Source organism: Streptomyces sp. NBC_00289 (assembly GCF_041435115.1).
Taxonomy (GTDB): domain Bacteria; phylum Actinomycetota; class Actinomycetes; order Streptomycetales; family Streptomycetaceae; genus Streptomyces.
On sequence record NZ_CP108047.1, the window covers coordinates 77,408 to 92,696 of the forward strand.

Annotated in this window: 14 protein-coding genes and 2 pseudogenes; 7 read left to right on the forward strand and 9 right to left on the reverse strand. The window is 67.2% G+C overall.

Annotated elements, in window-relative coordinates; all coding sequences use genetic code 11:
* Window positions 1-78: 78 nt before the first annotated feature.
* Entirely contained in the window at window positions 79-291 is a 213-nt protein-coding gene (locus OG985_RS49170; RefSeq protein WP_371674757.1) for a histone-like nucleoid-structuring protein Lsr2, read from the forward strand.
* Between the two features lie 461 nt (window positions 292-752).
* On the opposite strand, the gene istB is transcribed toward OG985_RS49170, so the two are convergent.
* Both istB and istA read right to left on the reverse strand, forming a co-directional pair.
* Window positions 753-1,544 carry an IS21-like element helper ATPase IstB gene (gene istB, locus OG985_RS49175; protein WP_331719089.1) on the reverse strand — a complete coding sequence of 264 codons (792 nt, stop codon included), beginning with the start codon at window positions 1,542-1,544 and terminating at the stop codon, window positions 753-755.
* On the reverse strand, window positions 1,544-3,061 hold the full coding sequence (gene istA, locus OG985_RS49180; RefSeq protein ID WP_331719090.1) for an IS21 family transposase: 1,518 nt from the start codon (window positions 3,059-3,061) through the stop codon (window positions 1,544-1,546). The genes istB and istA overlap by 1 nt, the downstream gene beginning before the upstream one ends.
* Window positions 3,062-3,651: 590 nt before the next feature.
* Here istA and ltrA point away from each other — a divergent pair.
* Window positions 3,652-4,929, forward strand: coding sequence for a group II intron reverse transcriptase/maturase (gene ltrA, locus OG985_RS49185; RefSeq protein WP_331719091.1), 1,278 nt, complete (start codon window positions 3,652-3,654; stop codon window positions 4,927-4,929).
* A gap of 479 nt (window positions 4,930-5,408) precedes the next feature.
* Here the strand turns inward: ltrA and OG985_RS49190 are convergent, their stop codons facing one another.
* The 3 genes from OG985_RS49190 to OG985_RS49200 are packed head-to-tail and all read right to left on the reverse strand — an operon-like array spanning window position 5,409 to window position 8,153.
* Window positions 5,409-6,659 (reverse strand): tetratricopeptide repeat protein, encoded by a 1,251-nt coding sequence (locus OG985_RS49190; protein ID WP_371674758.1) that lies wholly within the window; start codon window positions 6,657-6,659, stop codon window positions 5,409-5,411.
* Between the two features lie 9 nt (window positions 6,660-6,668).
* Window positions 6,669-7,211 (reverse strand): hypothetical protein, encoded by a 543-nt coding sequence (locus tag OG985_RS49195; RefSeq protein ID WP_331719093.1) that lies wholly within the window; start codon window positions 7,209-7,211, stop codon window positions 6,669-6,671.
* Window positions 7,212-7,220: 9 nt separating this feature from the next.
* Window positions 7,221-8,153, reverse strand: coding sequence for a hypothetical protein (locus tag OG985_RS49200; protein WP_371674759.1), 933 nt, complete (start codon window positions 8,151-8,153; stop codon window positions 7,221-7,223).
* Between the two features lie 214 nt (window positions 8,154-8,367).
* Between OG985_RS49200 and OG985_RS49205 the strand changes: the two genes are divergently transcribed.
* Window positions 8,368-8,952, forward strand: a complete 585-nt coding sequence (locus OG985_RS49205; RefSeq protein ID WP_331719095.1) for a hypothetical protein — start codon at window positions 8,368-8,370, stop codon at window positions 8,950-8,952.
* A gap of 235 nt (window positions 8,953-9,187) precedes the next feature.
* On the opposite strand, the pseudogene OG985_RS49210 reads toward OG985_RS49205, so the two are convergent.
* From OG985_RS49210 to OG985_RS49220, 3 genes and pseudogenes are all read right to left on the reverse strand, one after another.
* Window positions 9,188-10,014: pseudogene (locus OG985_RS49210) on the reverse strand (Tn3 family transposase); the annotation flags it as partial.
* 540 nt (window positions 10,015-10,554) lie between these two features.
* Window positions 10,555-10,821 carry a hypothetical protein gene (locus tag OG985_RS49215; protein WP_371674760.1) on the reverse strand — a complete coding sequence of 89 codons (267 nt, stop codon included), beginning with the start codon at window positions 10,819-10,821 and terminating at the stop codon, window positions 10,555-10,557.
* 194 nt (window positions 10,822-11,015) lie between these two features.
* A complete protein-coding gene (locus tag OG985_RS49220) occupies window positions 11,016-11,465 on the reverse strand; it encodes an ATP-binding protein (protein WP_371674761.1) in 450 nt (149 codons plus the stop codon).
* Window positions 11,466-11,691: 226 nt separating this feature from the next.
* Here OG985_RS49220 and OG985_RS49225 point away from each other — a divergent pair, with 226 nt between their 5' ends.
* The 4 genes from OG985_RS49225 (at window position 11,692) to OG985_RS49240 (ending at window position 13,808) form a co-directional block, all read left to right on the forward strand.
* On the forward strand, window positions 11,692-11,928 hold the full coding sequence (locus tag OG985_RS49225) for a DUF4235 domain-containing protein (RefSeq protein WP_331719134.1): 237 nt from the start codon (window positions 11,692-11,694) through the stop codon (window positions 11,926-11,928).
* A gap of 88 nt (window positions 11,929-12,016) precedes the next feature.
* Window positions 12,017-12,277, forward strand: coding sequence for a hypothetical protein (locus OG985_RS49230; protein WP_331719099.1), 261 nt, complete (start codon window positions 12,017-12,019; stop codon window positions 12,275-12,277).
* 379 nt (window positions 12,278-12,656) lie between these two features.
* Window positions 12,657-12,920, forward strand: coding sequence for a hypothetical protein (locus OG985_RS49235; protein ID WP_371674762.1), 264 nt, complete (start codon window positions 12,657-12,659; stop codon window positions 12,918-12,920).
* 648 nt (window positions 12,921-13,568) lie between these two features.
* On the forward strand, window positions 13,569-13,808 hold the full coding sequence (locus tag OG985_RS49240; RefSeq protein ID WP_331719100.1) for a hypothetical protein: 240 nt from the start codon (window positions 13,569-13,571) through the stop codon (window positions 13,806-13,808).
* 228 nt (window positions 13,809-14,036) lie between these two features.
* Here OG985_RS49240 and OG985_RS49245 read toward each other — a convergent pair.
* Window positions 14,037-15,230, reverse strand: a pseudogene (locus OG985_RS49245) (ISAzo13 family transposase); the annotation flags it as partial.
* Between the last annotated feature and the right edge of the window lie 59 nt (window positions 15,231-15,289).

Sequence of the window (15,289 nt, forward strand, 5' to 3'; positions counted from 1 at the left end):
CCGACACCCCACCGGCCGGGTACGCGCCTCGGCGATCGCGGGCCGCCCGGTGCCGCGCACCACCTCCCGGCTCTCCGGGTGCGCACAGTGAAGGCGGGCGGCCGACCCGCAGCGCTCGTCACGGCCTCCGCGCCGACCGGAACCAAGCGCAGCCAGGACCAGCTGGCCGCCATCCGGACGTGGGCACGCGCCCACGGCCACCAGGTCGCCGACGCGGGCAACCCGGCCAAGACGGTCATGGACGCATACGACGCCACCCACCGCACCACCGCCCTGGCCGAGGCGAGCTAATGGACACCCTCACCGTCGGCGGCTTCCTCTACACCGTCCCCACCCCCGGCACCCGCCCAGGCACCACCCACTGAGCTGATCTCCTCACCCACCGACGACCCCGCGGACGACACGGCGTTCTCCTGCACGACCGACAAGCCCCGCATCGCGACGGCGACGCTCACCGAGACACAGCCAGGCGACCTGCTGCACGTCTCCGGGAACCCTGGCCCGGCCCGGCGCCACCGGCGAGGCCGCGCAGCTCACCGTCGACGCCCTGGACGTCCTGGCCGCCGCACCGGCGCGGGCGCTGCGGCTGGATCGCGCGAGACCGCCCCGGGCGGCGGGGGCGGCGGCGGCGCGCGGTGGTCTGTCAATGGCCTTGAAGTTCTCCCCGTCGGCGGCCAGGAGTTCTTCCCACTGGCGGCCTTGCGGATCTCCCCGACGGTGGCCAGATAATTCCCCACCATCGTTGAGTCGGGTCAGCTGAAGGGCTTGACCCCTTGTCCGGAGGTGGCCTGGGTGAGTCGAAAGCTGTCACCCTGGGTGACAACGATGTGGGCGTGATGCATGAGGCGGTCGACGGTTGCTGTGGCCAGAGTCTTCGGCATGATCTCGTCGAATCCCGAGGGGTGGAGGTTGCTGCTGACCGCGAGGGCCCGGCGTTCGTAGGCGGCGTCGACCAGGCGGTAGAAGCCTTCGGCTGCGTCGGGGCTGACGGGCAGCAGGCCGATGTCGTCGACGATGATCAGGTCTGAGCGGATCAGTCTGGTCAGGGCCTTGGCGATGGAGTCGTCGGCCCGGTGGCGGCGGACGAGGGCGCCGAGGTCTTCTATGGAGAACCAGGCGACGGTCATCCCGGCCTCGACGGCGGTCTGGCCCAGGGCCTCGCACCAGTGGCTTTTCCCGGTTCCGGAGGGTCCAACTACGCAGAGATTCTCCCGGCGTTGGACCCATTCGAGGGTTTTGATGGCGTCCTGGGTGGCGCGGGGGATGGAGGATGCCTGCTCGTCCCAGTCGCCGAAGGTCTTGCCTGCGGGGAACCCGGCCCGTTTGCGCCGGGTGTGCAGATTCGCGCGGTCCCGGCCGGCGGCCTCTTCGGAGAGAAGGACGCGTACGACTTCCGCCGGGTCCCACCGCTGGGCCTTCGCGGTGGGGATCACGTCGGTCAACGCCTTGCGGATGTGCGGGAGTTTGAGCCGTCGGGTCAGCTCGACGGCCTCGGCGAGCTGGTCGCCGTGGGAGCCGGAAACGGTGCGGAGCGGGGTGGCCATCAGCGGATGTCGCTTTCGTTGTCGTCGTCGGTCTCGAGGTCGATCGGGGTGGCGCCGAAGCGGGACCAGGCGGAGGTGCCGGGCTGCAGGCTGTGGGTCTCGCTGGCCCGGTTCAATTCCACGCTCTTCAGGCCGACTTGGTAGTCGAGGATGGAGATCAGGTCCTTCTCGGCGAACCGGCCGGTGACCGCGGCGGTGCCGAGCGCCCGGTCGACCTCGGCAATGGAGTAGAGCTTGGAGAAAGCGACGGCCTCGGCCATCTTCGCCTTGACCTTGCGGGTGCCGGCGGTGGCGGCCTCCACCAGCCAGGAGGCGGCGCCGGGGCCGAGCATCAAGAAAGCAGCCTCCTCGGCGGTGGTCGCCTTCGGGGTGCGGTCGCCTTCCTTGTTCTCCCGGTGCGGGTAGTGCGCGTCGTCGAGCACGGGGGTTCCGGCCGTACCGCGCGGGTGGCGGGCGACCTCGTGGGCATGACCGTCGGCCGGGTCGACGGCGGTGACGATCAGCTCGTCGCCGTGGAAACGGGCCCAGACCCGGGTGTCGATCAGCTGGTGCGGCACCGAGTAGCGCACCGCCTCGACCGAGATCGTGGAATCCCAGCAGACCCGGCGGGTCGTGCCGAACGCGACGGTGAAGGGCTGCTTGGGCAGCGGGTGCAGCCGGGTGCGTTCCTCGGCGAGCATCTCGACCGGTCGCCGCTTCGTCTCGCGGTGGACCCGATTATTGACCTCCTCGCAGAAGGTGCGGCAGGCCGACTCCAGGGCGGCGAAGTTGCGGTATTCCTCAAGGAGGTTGACGTCCTTGGGTACCAGGTCGGCCTTGGCGATGCGGACGGTCGCCTCGCTGCCGCCCTTCGTCTCGGGATCCGCCGGCAGGCAAGTACGGATGGTCATGCCGTAGTGCTTGGCGACCTCGATGATCTCGGGGTTGCGGACTGCGATCCCGGCGATGTGGTCGGTGGTGACCGTCTTCTCGTTGTCGGTCAGCGCGTAGGCCGGGACCCCACCGATCCGTCGCAGGGTGGCGTCCAGGCACGCGGTGACCGTCGGCAGCGTTTTGTCCCAGACTGGGATCACGACGCGGAATCGAGACCAGGCCACCCACGCGCACCACAGCGAGGTGCGGCGTCCGCCGAGCTGCGGGCCCTCGCCCCAGTCCCACTGCAGCCACAGTCCCGGCTCGGTGATCCAAGGCCGGTATATTCGCCGCTGACCGGCTCTGAACTGGGCTTTCGCCTCGGCGACCGTGCGGCGGGTGGTGCGTTCCCCGCCCGTGAAACCCATCGCGGAGATCCGCTTGTGCACCACGTCCGCCCGGATCTTCCCGTTCGAGCGGACCACCAGCTCTTCGATCTTCGGCAGGTACGCGTCGATGACGCGGTCGCGGTGCTGGCGGGCGTCGGGATGCTGTCCGGCAGCCCGCATCTTCACATATCGGGCCACCGTGTGGTGGTCGACACCGGCGAGCTCGGCCGCAGAACGGTAACTGCCCGTGAGGTCGTACGCCTCAAGGATTTCCATGATCTCGTGTGCCACGAACGCCGAAGGAGCCGAAATGTAGGAAGGACTCTGAAAGCGATGCTGTGCAAGAAATGAAGGTCTGGCCCTTCGAAGTCGCCCTGCGGGGGGAGGCTTCAAACCGCCACATGCTGCGGAAGCGGTGACGCGACCGTGGTGAGCGATGTGGAAAAGGCACCAGATGAGGTGTCAGGTGGGGATCAGGAAGACGAACGCAAGTGAACCACTGACGAAGTGTCGTTATTGAAATCTAAGCGACATCGAAACCGGGGATTTGGGATCGACTCCGGGATAAGCCTGGCGGGTGCCCGTCTATTGGCCAGGCGGTGTCCGGCACGGAAGTGGCGTGAGCCTGATCTGCCGATCTTGCATGGAACGTGGGAAGGCACGTCTCGATACTGCCGCTCTTCATGAACGGCGAGAGGGAGAACCTCAAGCGGCTGACACCGCAAGGGGCTGAGTACCGAGGCGAGACGTGTTGGCGGACCGGCCCGTAGTAGTGACGAAGCCCCTGTAACGGGGGCGGAGCGAAGGGGCCGGGTCATCTGTAGCTGTGTGTGTCTGGTCAACCGGACGTTCTCCGGGAGGAGCCGATGGACAAGCCGAAGTCAGCGAACAAGCCGTTTGATATTTCGAAGTGGGAAGTGCTGGAGGCGTATCGAGAGGTCAAGAGGAATCGGGGTGCGGCAGGGGTGGATGGTCAGTCCATCGACGACTTCGAGGCCGATCTGAAGAACAACTTGTTCAAGATCTGGAACCGGATGTCGTCAGGGACGTACTTTCCTCCTCCTGTCCGTGCGGTGGAGATTCCGAAGCAGCACGGCGGCGGCACGAGAATGCTAGGCATTCCCACTGTTGCCGACCGAGTGGCGCAAACCGTAGTGGCTCGACATTTGGGTATCCGAGTGGAGCCTGTATTCCACGAGGATTCCTATGGATACCGGCCGAAACGGTCCGCGCTGGACGCGGTGGGAACGTGCCGGCAACGCTGCTGGAAGAAGGACTGGGTCATCGATCTCGATGTCCAGAAGTTCTTCGACAGTGTCCGCTGGGACCTCATCGTCAAGGCTGTGGAGGTCCACACCGACGCCGTTTGGGTGAAGTTGTATGTTGATCGGTGGCTTCGTGCGCCGCTTCAACTGCCCGACGGCACCTTGCAGAAGCGGGACCGAGGAACCCCACAAGGATCAGCGGTATCGCCCGTGCTGGCGAACCTGTTCATGCACTACGCGTTCGACACCTGGCTCGCCCGGAAGTACCCGGGCACAGAGTTCGAACGCTATGCCGACGACGCAGTCGTTCACTGCGCCAGCGAGCGTCAGGCCCGCGAGGTCCTGGCCGCACTCGCGAACAGGATGGAAGAGGTCGGGCTGCGACTGCACCCCGACAAGACCCGGATCGTGTACTGCAAGGACGGGAAACGGCGAGGCTCCTACGAGCACACGTCGTTCACCTTCCTCGGGTTCACGTTCCGCGCCCGAGGCGCGAGGAGCAGGAACGGCCAGAACTTCACGGCCTTCCTCCCCGCAGCCAGCAAGGAAGCCCTGAAGAAGATCAGTTCGGAGGTCCGCTCCTGGCGGTTGCACCGACAGATCAACCTCACCTTCTTCGAGCTCGCGCGACGGATCAACCCGTTCGTGCGCGGCTGGATGCAGTACTACGGAGCGTTCTATCGCTCGGTACTGCATCCCCTCCTCTATCGCATCAACGCCTACCTGATGCGGTGGATCCGCAAGAAGTACAGACGGCTCCGGCCGTTCAAGAAGGCCCACGCGTGCTGGAAACGCATCACCAGCCAGCACCCGCGGCTCTTCGCCCAGTGGGCATGGACGCCGAAGTTCCTGCTGATCAAGATGACAAGAGCCGTGTAAATTGAGAGGTTTACGCACGGTTCTGTGGGAGCCCGGGGGTGAGATCCCCCGGGCGACCCGACCCTGCTGTTCTTCACCCGCTCGAGCTTCGCCGACCGGGTACGTCTGGGGCGAGCGGGGAGATATCTGGCCGTCCGCGGGGAAACCGATGGCCATCAGTGGGGCCGTAAATGGCCGCCTATGGGGAGTATGTCGTGGCCACGGTCACCGGACGACGGTGACAGGCCACGCGGGGGAGCGGCGCGGCCGCGCGGCAGATAGTGCTCGTTTGCGCTTTTCCGCACGGCCTGGTTGCGGGCCGCCCAGCCGGGCCAAATCTGGGGGTGCAGTACGGGCCCTGGCCCTTCTGGAGCCAGAGCTAGGAGTCCGGGGTCGCATGGTGCTGCTTTGGCGTTGGCTGGGTGTCACGGTGACGGCGAAAGCGAACGGGTGCGAGCGTTGTTCGCATGCCGTTCGGCCGTTCTGTGGTCGAACTGTTGTTACTCCTCGTTCAGCCCGTGGGCCTCAAGCACGTCACGCACCGCCGAGTGAAGGGCCACCCGGTCCTCGTAGAATTTCATGAATGTGTCGTAGCGGGTGTCGATCAGACCCAATGCGGCTGCCTTGGTCAGCTCCACGAGGTCTCTTTCTGGAGTGAGTGGGGCGCGGAGTATGTCGAGCATGATGGGCTTGAGAGCCGGGTGGTTCTGGTCCTGCACCAGTTGGACCAGGGCAACTCGTGGTGGCCAGTTGTCCAGCGTCCAGTAGAGCTGCACGAGAGCCTCGACATGAGACAGCCGAACGTCGGGACGTGCGAACTCGATCTCGTCCCAGGACAGAGACTGGACCAGGTGCCAGAACCGCTGCAACTCATGCAGGGTGTTGGCCTCGGCTTCGCTGCCGGTGATCCGCAGGAGCACCGCGTAGTTGCTCATGCCGCTGGTGTCCCAGGCTTCGGCGGCCTGCTTCAGCCAGGGTTCGGCGTTGATGAGATCGCCTTGCTCGGCGAGGAGGACGCCGAGGTTGGTGGCGGCTCCGGTGTGTCCGGCTTCTGCGGCCTGGCGGTACCAGCGCTGGGCTTCCGAGACGTTGGATCCTGCAAGGCAGACCGCCAGGTTGTACGCGGCCTTGATGTCGTCGGCTTCTGCGGCGCGCCGCCACCAGTAGATCTCGGCGTCGGCGTCGCCATGATGGGCGTGGTGTACGGCGAGGTTGCACATGGCCCGCGGGTCGCCGCCGTCCGCGGCGCGTTCGTACCAGGCGAGCGCAGCTTTGGTGTCGCCCCGGTCGGCGTGCAGGACCGCGAGCCCGAAGGCCGCCTCCGCATCGTCTTCGTCGGCGGCCCGCTGGTACCAGGGCTCGGCGCCTTCGGCGTCGCCCCGGCTGAGCATCGTGTCGGCCAGGGCGACCATGGACCGGACATGGCCGGCGTCTGCGGCACGGTGCCACCACGCTTCCGCCTCCGCGTGGTCGCCACGCTGGCGGCACAGCCACAGACCCAGGTTGTACATACCGCTCGGATGGCCGCCCTGTGCGGCGCGAACGTACCAAGCCTCGGCTTCGCCGACCCGGCCCTGCTCCATGAGTTGGGTCCCGAGCCGGTTCATGGCGCCGAGATCCCCGGCCTCCGCCTGCACCTTGGCGTCATCTTCTGGTGTCATTTCTTCCACTTCAACCTTTATGGGCATTTCGAGAGGTGCGGAAAATGCGGATCGGGCGCTCCGGCAGGCGTGACCGTTCCGGCAGGTCACCGCCCTGCCTCAGAAGTTTGATCGGGTGCGGCGCTTCTTGCTGCCTGGCTCACGTTGTCGGCCCTGGCGGGCGGCGCCGACCGGCCAGACGACGTGTACAGGCACTCCTGAGGTACGAGCTGTGGCCACCGCATCTGCTGTCCCGCCCTGTCCGGCTCCCGGGCGACCGTCCCAAACTGCCACCAGCAGCTCCGCGCGGCGCAGTAGTTCACGGTTGGCGGCAGCGTAAGCGGGTCTCGCGGCCCTCTCGTACGGCATCGTCTGCACCTCCGCTGCGGCCTGATGCAGGCGATCAAATTCCTTGGCGTAGCGTGGGCTGATCATGCGCTGCCGATAGTCCCTGGACGGGAGCACTGCGACAAGCTTCCCACCCACGTGGAGGACCGCATCTGCGAACAACGCGTCGGATCCCTCGGCCAGGCAGGACACCCCGATTGGCTCCGACGCGGGGTAACGGTCGAGCAGGGTCAGCAGGGCTTTTCTGATCACTGGTGCGCTTGACTCGGCCGACTCGGCGAGGTTGCTGTGGCCGGTCACTGCGAGTGTCGCCATCTCCTGCGCTCACACAGCCGTTCTGGCTCTGACTCTCAGGCGGCTGTGCCGATTGCGGATGGCCTCGACCTGTTTGCGGTGGCCGGCGTTGGTGGTTAGTCCCTCGGCGACGGTGACGGCCTCGGTGAAGGGGAAGTCGGCACTTGGCACATGTCGCGCATGCTCCAAGTTCCATGCGATCCCGCAGACGGCGTCGTGGATCCCACCGATGACCGCAGCCCTGGTGTGCGCCCGTCCGACAAGGCCGATCACCCGGTCGAACTGTTCGGTAACTGTATATAGGGCGGCCAGCGTGCGCAGCGCGTTCTGAGTTGGTGCGGACGGATCGATCGCCGCCGTGACCTGCTCGCACAGGCCGTCGAAATCGGTGGTGTCAAGACTGTAGTAGACCAGCGCCCAGCGGGCACCGTCGGCGGGAGCGGCCCTGCGCAAGCCGCGGCCGTGTTCTGGGGATGCCAGCTCGCCGATGATGATGTCGAGGATCGGTGCGATGTCGGTCTGCCGGTGGATGTTGCGGGCCATGCGCATGGCGGCGTCACGGATGGCCGGCTCTTCCTGACCGAGGCTGGCGAAGAGTGAGAGCAGACAGGGCGCCGATAGCGGGAGGCGAAGGTCGATGCGGTGGAGCTCGGACGGCGCCACTTGCCGGAGCCGCCGTACAAGGTCCGGATCGTCCGTGCGGCACGCGTGGATCAGCAGCGCAGCCGTGATGTAGCGGCGGTTCTCCTCACGGAGATGGGCGGGCTCGGTCGGCTCGTTGACGAATGCCTGCAGGTCTCCGAGCATGTTGACCAGGTTTGCGGCGTCATCGGGGGTGATTGTCGCCCCAGTGTGCACCGCTTTGAAGACGCCGCGAGCTTGGTCCCGCACATAGAGCGCGCTCGGGCCACCACAGCCTTCGGCCAACAACTCTTCGGCGAACGCGCATTCGACAGCGGGCAAGGAACCGGTCATCATCCGACCCTATGGCGCAAGCCTCAAGCGATCTTCCATAATCGCTACTCAGTCGATCACCAGCCCCAGATTTTCGGCCTGCCAGCTGAAGGGCGCCGTGCGATGGGAAGCGGTGATGATGCTCTGGTGCCGCTGTCGGTGGACTCTTCCCGCGAGAGCGGTGCGGTTTGGGTGCTTGAGCCGCTCGACTACGATCACCGGGATGACCGATCTTTGGGAGCAGGATCTGACGGCGGCGTTCTCTGTGCTGCTCGGCAGGCCGGTGGACAGCTTCGATCCCGAGGCCGAGTATGCCCTGTACTACATCAACAGTGCAGTCGACGACCAATGGGTGTGGGGAACGCTCGATGATGTCGAGTCGCTGAGGCGAACGTGGGGGCCGGGCGACGACGGCTACCGGCCCGAGCTGCTGCAGATCTGTCTCGCCCTTGACTGGAGTCTGGACCTCGCCCGGTCCGTGTTCGAGTTCGACTTCACTGGGGAATCGGTTCTCTCCCGGGCGTTCAGCGCACGGCCCGATTCCAGTCTGGTCGCCGAGGCATGCCGCGCGGTCACTGGCGATGAGCTGGCCGCCGTGCTCACCGGGCACGGCCTGGGGCTGGCCGACATCGTGTCCGGTGTCGAGGACGGCACGTTCACCGTCGGTATGTCCTTCCGCGTCGTCACCGACGGCACCCTCCGGGACGCGCTGCTGACCGCGATCCGTGGGAAAAAAACAGGGCCCCGATCGGCTGCGGCCCGACCCGGACGAAACGGCGATCCTGGGGCTACCATCGGTTCTGTTTGACCGCGAGCGGGAACTGCCGCCCGAGGCGGCGACTGAGTGGGACCGTCTCCTTGCGCCGGTCCGTGATCCCCGGCTTCGTGCGCACATCTGGTCGCCGTACCTGGACCGGCCGTGGGATCGCCCCGGCATCTCCTCCGGAGGACCCGACCGGCCCGGCACCACCCGCGTCGCGGCCTGGGACCTGGCCTACTTCGGCGAAGTCCGACTCGCCGTCACACAGACGGCGGGAGCACTCTCAGGACAGTAGCTCGCTGCTGTTCTCCGGGCCGAGCCTGGTGAAGTCGACGTCGAGGTGCGGCTCGTATGCCTCCTGGAGGGCAGGTCGAGCTCATGGGTGGAGTACTCGCCGAACCGCATGATCTTCTCGGTCAGGTAGGGCGAGACCTCGGCCAGGTCCTCGGGCTCGGCCTTCCAGCCCTCGGACTGCAGCTGGCGCACCACCTCGGCGATGTCCAGGGTGTTGTGGAAGATCAGGCAGTCGGTGAGCAGGGCGTTGAACTTCACCGCCTTCTCCTGCTCGACGGGGTCGTTGTCGGTGATGACGCCCCGGTTGCCGAAGCGCACCCACTCGGAGAAGCCGTTGTACGCCTCAACCTTGTTGGTCGCGGCCGTCACCCGTCGGCGCATCTGCGGGTCCGACAGGTAGCGCAGCAGCTGGATGGTGCGGATCACCCGGCCGACCTCGCGGAACGCCGCGTAGTGGGCATTTTTGCGCGAGCCGGAGCGCAGGCGCCGTAGCAGCAGCACGGAAGACACTTTGCCCTCGCGTACCGACAGGGCGACGCGCATGACGTCCTTGAAGTGCTGCTCGATGAGGTCCCAGTCGATGACCCGCCTCGCCGAACAATGTGTCGATGTGCACGTAGGAGGTGCGCCGGGTGGGCCGGAAGAACACCAGGTCCTTCCAGTTGCGGATCCTTGGCATCAGCTCGAAGCCCAGCAGGTGGGCCAGGCTGAACACCGGGTAACTAAATGGCTCTGGGTGTCCGCGTGGATCATGGTCGGCTGTAGCTCGGACTCATTCTTCAGCAGTCCCTCGATGATGTTGCCCGACCACGGCCCGGTTGTTGTCGTCGACGAACGCGAACAGGTAGGCCTTGTGGCCTGCGATCTTCGGCCCAGGAAGCGCATCGCCCACCCAGAGCTCGTTGGGACACGTGGCCTCGAACCGGCCGAAGGCCTCCGGCGACTGCCCGTCCGGGCGGGGACCGTGCGGTAGGACGGGCCCCAGCCCAGGTGCTGCTGCAGGATCCGCACCACCTGCGCGGTCGGCCGGGTCGGGTTCTCCCGCTTCAAGGCCGCGGCCAGGTCTAGCAAATCGGACTACAGGCTCGCAAGCCGCCACCATTGTCACGGTGCCGCCCAGCACCCCGAAGATCAATCCGCAGAAGCCGACGAAGCCCGCAGCATCATCCGGAGTGGCAGATCCGGTGCTCTATGTCCTCATTTCGAGTGGCAATCAACAACACAGCACGGCTGCATCCCGAGTGCGGGCCGTGACCACCACCGCGCCGCCGTCTTCCGCCGCGTCCTCAACGACCAGCGCCGAAAGTCCGGAAAGCACCGCCTGTAAGGGAGTTGATATCCATCACAAGGTCATGATCACGGAGGGCTACTCGGCGTCACCACCGATGACGGGCCAGAGCCTGATTCATGACACTCCCGGCTCACGCGGGCGACGTAGAGGACGGCTCCGGCGGTGCGGCGGGCGCGGCAGACGCGTGTGACCTGGCACCGGCAGGGCGGGGTCACTTCCCGGCTGGAAGGTTTCAGGAGATGCTCGCGCTGGCGGGGCCCGATTCCCTGCACCCGGCGGCTCTCGGCGATGCCGAGTTCGCTCAGAATCCGGCCGGCCCCGACACCCCACACCGGGCTGTGGGGGTGGGGCGGGATCCTGCAGGGGTGGGATCCCGCCCCGGGTGGTCCGGTGGGCAGCGTCCGATCTGCCCGGGCCGGGCCGTTCGGCCTCCGCTGTCAGGTGCGGGAGGCCGAAGTGGTTGGTCTCGGTGCTGGTGGTCTCGGTGGTTTCGGTGTTCGCTGGTGTGGTCGGGCGGTGTATGGGATCAGGCGGCGTCGAGGTCGGCCCAGCGGTCGATCAGGCCGTCGCCGTCCGGGGCGGCGCCGGTGCCGTCGGTCAAGGCGGAGATGATTGCAGCGCCGCGGCCGTGTTCGTCGGACGGCCGGGCGGCGGCCCAGGACGCGGGGTCAGTCTGGGGCCCGCCGTCGCTGACGTGGATCTGGATGCGCCCGCAGTTGTCGGCGCCGGCGTGCAGGTGCAGGACGACCGGCGGCAGGGCGTGGGTGACGGCGTTGGTGACCAGCTCGGAGATCACCAGCAGTGTGTCGTAAATCTGCTCTTCGTCCAGCCCCCAGCTGGTCAGCACCGGGCGGGCCTGATGGCGGGCGGTGGCCGGCGCGAACGGCCCGTGGTCCAGCAGCAGGCCGAAGTCCCGCCGGCCGTCCCCGGCCGCATGCAGCATCGGCCGGCTGCTGGGGAGAGTCGGAGACGTCATCGGGATCACTACCTGTCCGAAAGCCGGGGTACCTGTTCCTGTCCTGCTTCCAGCACACTCCCGCCCAGCATGAAAGCCCTGAGCAGTCAATACCCAATCCATCGAAAATAGGACATTAAGCACGGGGTGAGGCTGCCACTCCACCCCCACCCCGAACAGGACCGTCCCGTCCACCGCGCGATGAACCGAGCCGAGCGTTACTCAGTGTGACGATTGCGGGATCCGCCTGGCGCTCGGCGGCGTCAGCGGCATGGCCGCCGGAACCATGCTCAAGCAGGCGTTGAAGATGCTCGGCCACGCCAGGACGCCCCGGACGCCACCGACGAAGAGCGTTCCTGGCGCGAAGTACCTGCTCGCCGCCGCACTGCACGGCGCGATCTTCGCCTTCGCCGCGGTCAAAGCGTGCGTCGACCGCGCCAGCGCCACCGCCACCCGCCGCCTGACCGTAACCCGGCCCGGCTGAGGCTCATTAGAAGGTGGGAGGGGCCAGCACGACACGGATACCGGCCCCCCGCCCCAGCCAGTACCACCTACCAAGGGCGCTCACCGTCATGTCCGATCAGCACGCGGCCACCACGCTGACAGCCGCAGCAGTCATCGCCACAACCCTCGTCGCCCGAGCGGTGCTCCATCAGGGCAGCCGACGACCCGCCGCCCGCCCGCCGCGCCGCCGCAGCACACCGCGCGCCGACCAAACCGCACCCTATCCAGCCGCGCTTTCTGACGACGCCTCCTACGCCGTGCGAGAAGCGGAACAGCACGTCCACCACTACTGGCAGCAGCTCCGAACACGCGCCGACCCGCCCGAGTGACTGCCTCGGGGACGGCAGTCCGCGACGCCGGCGAAGCACACGGGGGCCCGAACACCGACAACGGACAGCAGCCAGTGTCGAGCTGGAGGCACTGGAGGACTGGCGCCTGCGCCACCCGCTCTTACTCCTGTTCGTCCTCGACGCCACCGGGCCGGCATCCACAACCGCATCAACGCCCTACGCGCCGCCACCCACGAACCGGGAGTGTTCGCCTTCCAGCGGGAAGTCCCGATCCTCGCAGCACCCCTGCCCGACCTGCTCCACCACGGGCCCTCCGCACCCGTCTGGCGACCCGTCCACAACCCGGACCGCAGGATCACATGGATAGACTCTCCTCGATCCTCATGAGCCTGTTGCCGTCACAGACAGGCATCACGGCGTGACGCCTGCTGAACGCGAACGGCGCCGCCACGCCCGGCAGCGGCAGCGGGGCGAGCAATACCGCGCGTCCGAACGCTTCCGCTTCCCGAACGGGGTGTTACTGCCGTACCAGGTACTCGCGCACTCCGGACAGCGAAACCGCGGCCAAGGATGCCGGCGCCCCTCCAGCAGCGCCTTCAGCGCCTCGCCCCCGGCCTGGATCGCGGCCCGGCGGGCACGCTCCTGCCGCCAAGCAGCTGTCCGGCACGCCGCCGAGCAGTAACGGCGACTCTTCCCCGCGCCCTCCAGCAGAGGCGTCCCACACTGCCCACACCGAGGCTCATTCCTGGTCACCACGCATCCAGACTGCCCCCTCCACGACACCCCTGACCAACCAGTCAGAAGATCCGTTCGGGCGCTACAGGCTTGCCCGGAAGGCGAAAGAGAGCCTGTAACCCTTGGGCGGGGCGGCTCGTTACTGGTGTGCGTTGCGTGCACGCGCGGGCCGGGGAGGTCATGGCTTGTCGCCCCCGGCCCGCGCCCCCTACCGCCATCCCGCCAGGCGTCGCATCCTGGACTCTGATCTGGACCGGACCCGGCGCCGCCCCGTCCGCGCATCGGTGGCGGCTGAATGGTGTGAGGGGCAGGCAGCGCTGTTGCGCGGTGGTGTGCAGGGCTCATAGGTCCGCGGACGAGGCGCTCACGCGGGCCGCTGAACAAGCTGCTGCTGAACCGTCACGGGCCGGACGCCGGACGAGACCCGGACACCGGCATCCCTCCGTCCACTGAGCCGGGCCGGCCTGGTGCCGACGGCTGCGCGTCGCACGACCCCCGAGCCGGCGCCCGGAGGGACCGTCTTTCACCGGCCTGCCGGTCCCTGACCGCCGCCGCCAGCTCGCCGGACCCGCCGACCAGGAGCACGCTGGAATGCGTGAACAGCCCGACGATCGTCGTCCACCCGCCCTCCCCCACAGGCGGCCGCAAGGTCACGGTGCGCTCCCACGGCAGGGACAAGATCCTTGGCACCGCCTACAGCGATCACGACCTGGTGGTGTTCCTTGAGAGCGCAGGCATCCACGATCCCGACAGCGCCCTGGACGATGACCGGTGGATCGAGTGGCGCGGCGGTCGCGCACACCAGTGGACCCGGCCCAACCCCGCGCCCCCCTGAGCAACTGGACGAGCGGAGCCGCCCGCGGGATTGCGGGCCGCCGTCACTGACACGCACCTGAACCCTGCCCCAGGTGTGCGTGGCCTGCAGACGCAGGACGATCGGCGGCAGGACGTGGGGGACAGCGTTGGTGACCATTCCCGAGATCACCACCAGCGCGTCGTACACCTGCTCCTCGGTAAGGGCTCAGTGTGATTTAACGTCTGCGGGTTCGGGAGTGTCGGCGGGTGGGCTGATGGTGTAGTTCCACTGGCCGTGGGTTTCGTGACGGGTCAGCGGGAGGGCCTTCATGGCCTTGTCGCTGATCTTGATGCCTGTGGGGTAGACACCGGTGTCCAGGGCCGCGGACACGGTCAGGCCGGTCTCGGTCGTCGTCGCACCGATCAGGGAAACGGCGGCCTCGTGGCTGGTCAGTGGTGTCCCGCGCCAGTTCATGGTGATTGCGGAGAACAGCCGGTGCTCTATGCGATTCCACTTCGAAGTACCCGGCGGCAGGTGCAGCACGGTGATCGACAGGCCGGTCTCGGCGGCGAGGGCAGCCAGCCCGGTCTTCCAGGCCCGTAGTCGGCTGCCGTTGGATCCGCCGCTGTCCGCGGTGATCGTCAGTGTCGTGGCCTGCGGATATGCGGCCCGGCCGACGTTGTTCCACCAGGTCCGCAGGGTGTTCACGGCGAACGCGGCGGTGTCGTGATCCATGCCGACGCTGACCCAGCCGGCGTTGGCGCCGATGTCGTAGACGCCGTAGGGGATGGCTTTGCCGGCCGGTCCGGGGAAGTCGTGGACGTTGACCTTCACCGGGTCCCCAGGCGGTCGCCATTCCTTGCCGACGTTCTTGAAGTTCCCGATCAGTTCCTTTTTCTTGCAGTCCACGGACACGACGGGCTGTCCGGCAGCGAGGGCCGCCCTGACCTGATCGTTGAGGTAGCGGAACTGGGCGTCGCGGTCGGGGTGCTGCTTGCCCTCGACGGTTTTGGCGTTGCCCTGCAAGGAGTAGCCGGCCTCGTGCAGCAGTCGGGCCACGACGTTCTCGGTGCACCGGTGTCCCCGATTGACCAGCTCGGCAACCAGGTGCGACAGCGATTTCGTGGTCCAGCGCAGCGGGTTCATCGGATCACCACGAGTCTCCGGCTCGACCAGGGCATCCAGGTCCACGGCCAGTTGCGGGTCCAGGACCTCGGCCCGTCTGCGGCCGCCTCCCGGCCCCCGGGACCGCCCGACCGCCAGCGGCTGCGGATCGTCCAGTTCCCCGCGGCCCCGTCGGATCGTGTCCTGGGACACCCCGGTCGCCTCACAGACGATCCGTGCACCGCCGCCACCCAGCTCACGAGCCTCGTTGCCGAGCCACAACCGTCGCTGCCGCTCGGTCAGGTGATCCCGGATCGCCTCGTAGCGCCGGGCCAGGGACTCCATATCGATCGGCATAGCAGGAAACGTACGCGCCGCGCGACTGATTCATAACTTGTTTCGCTACGAGCCCTAAG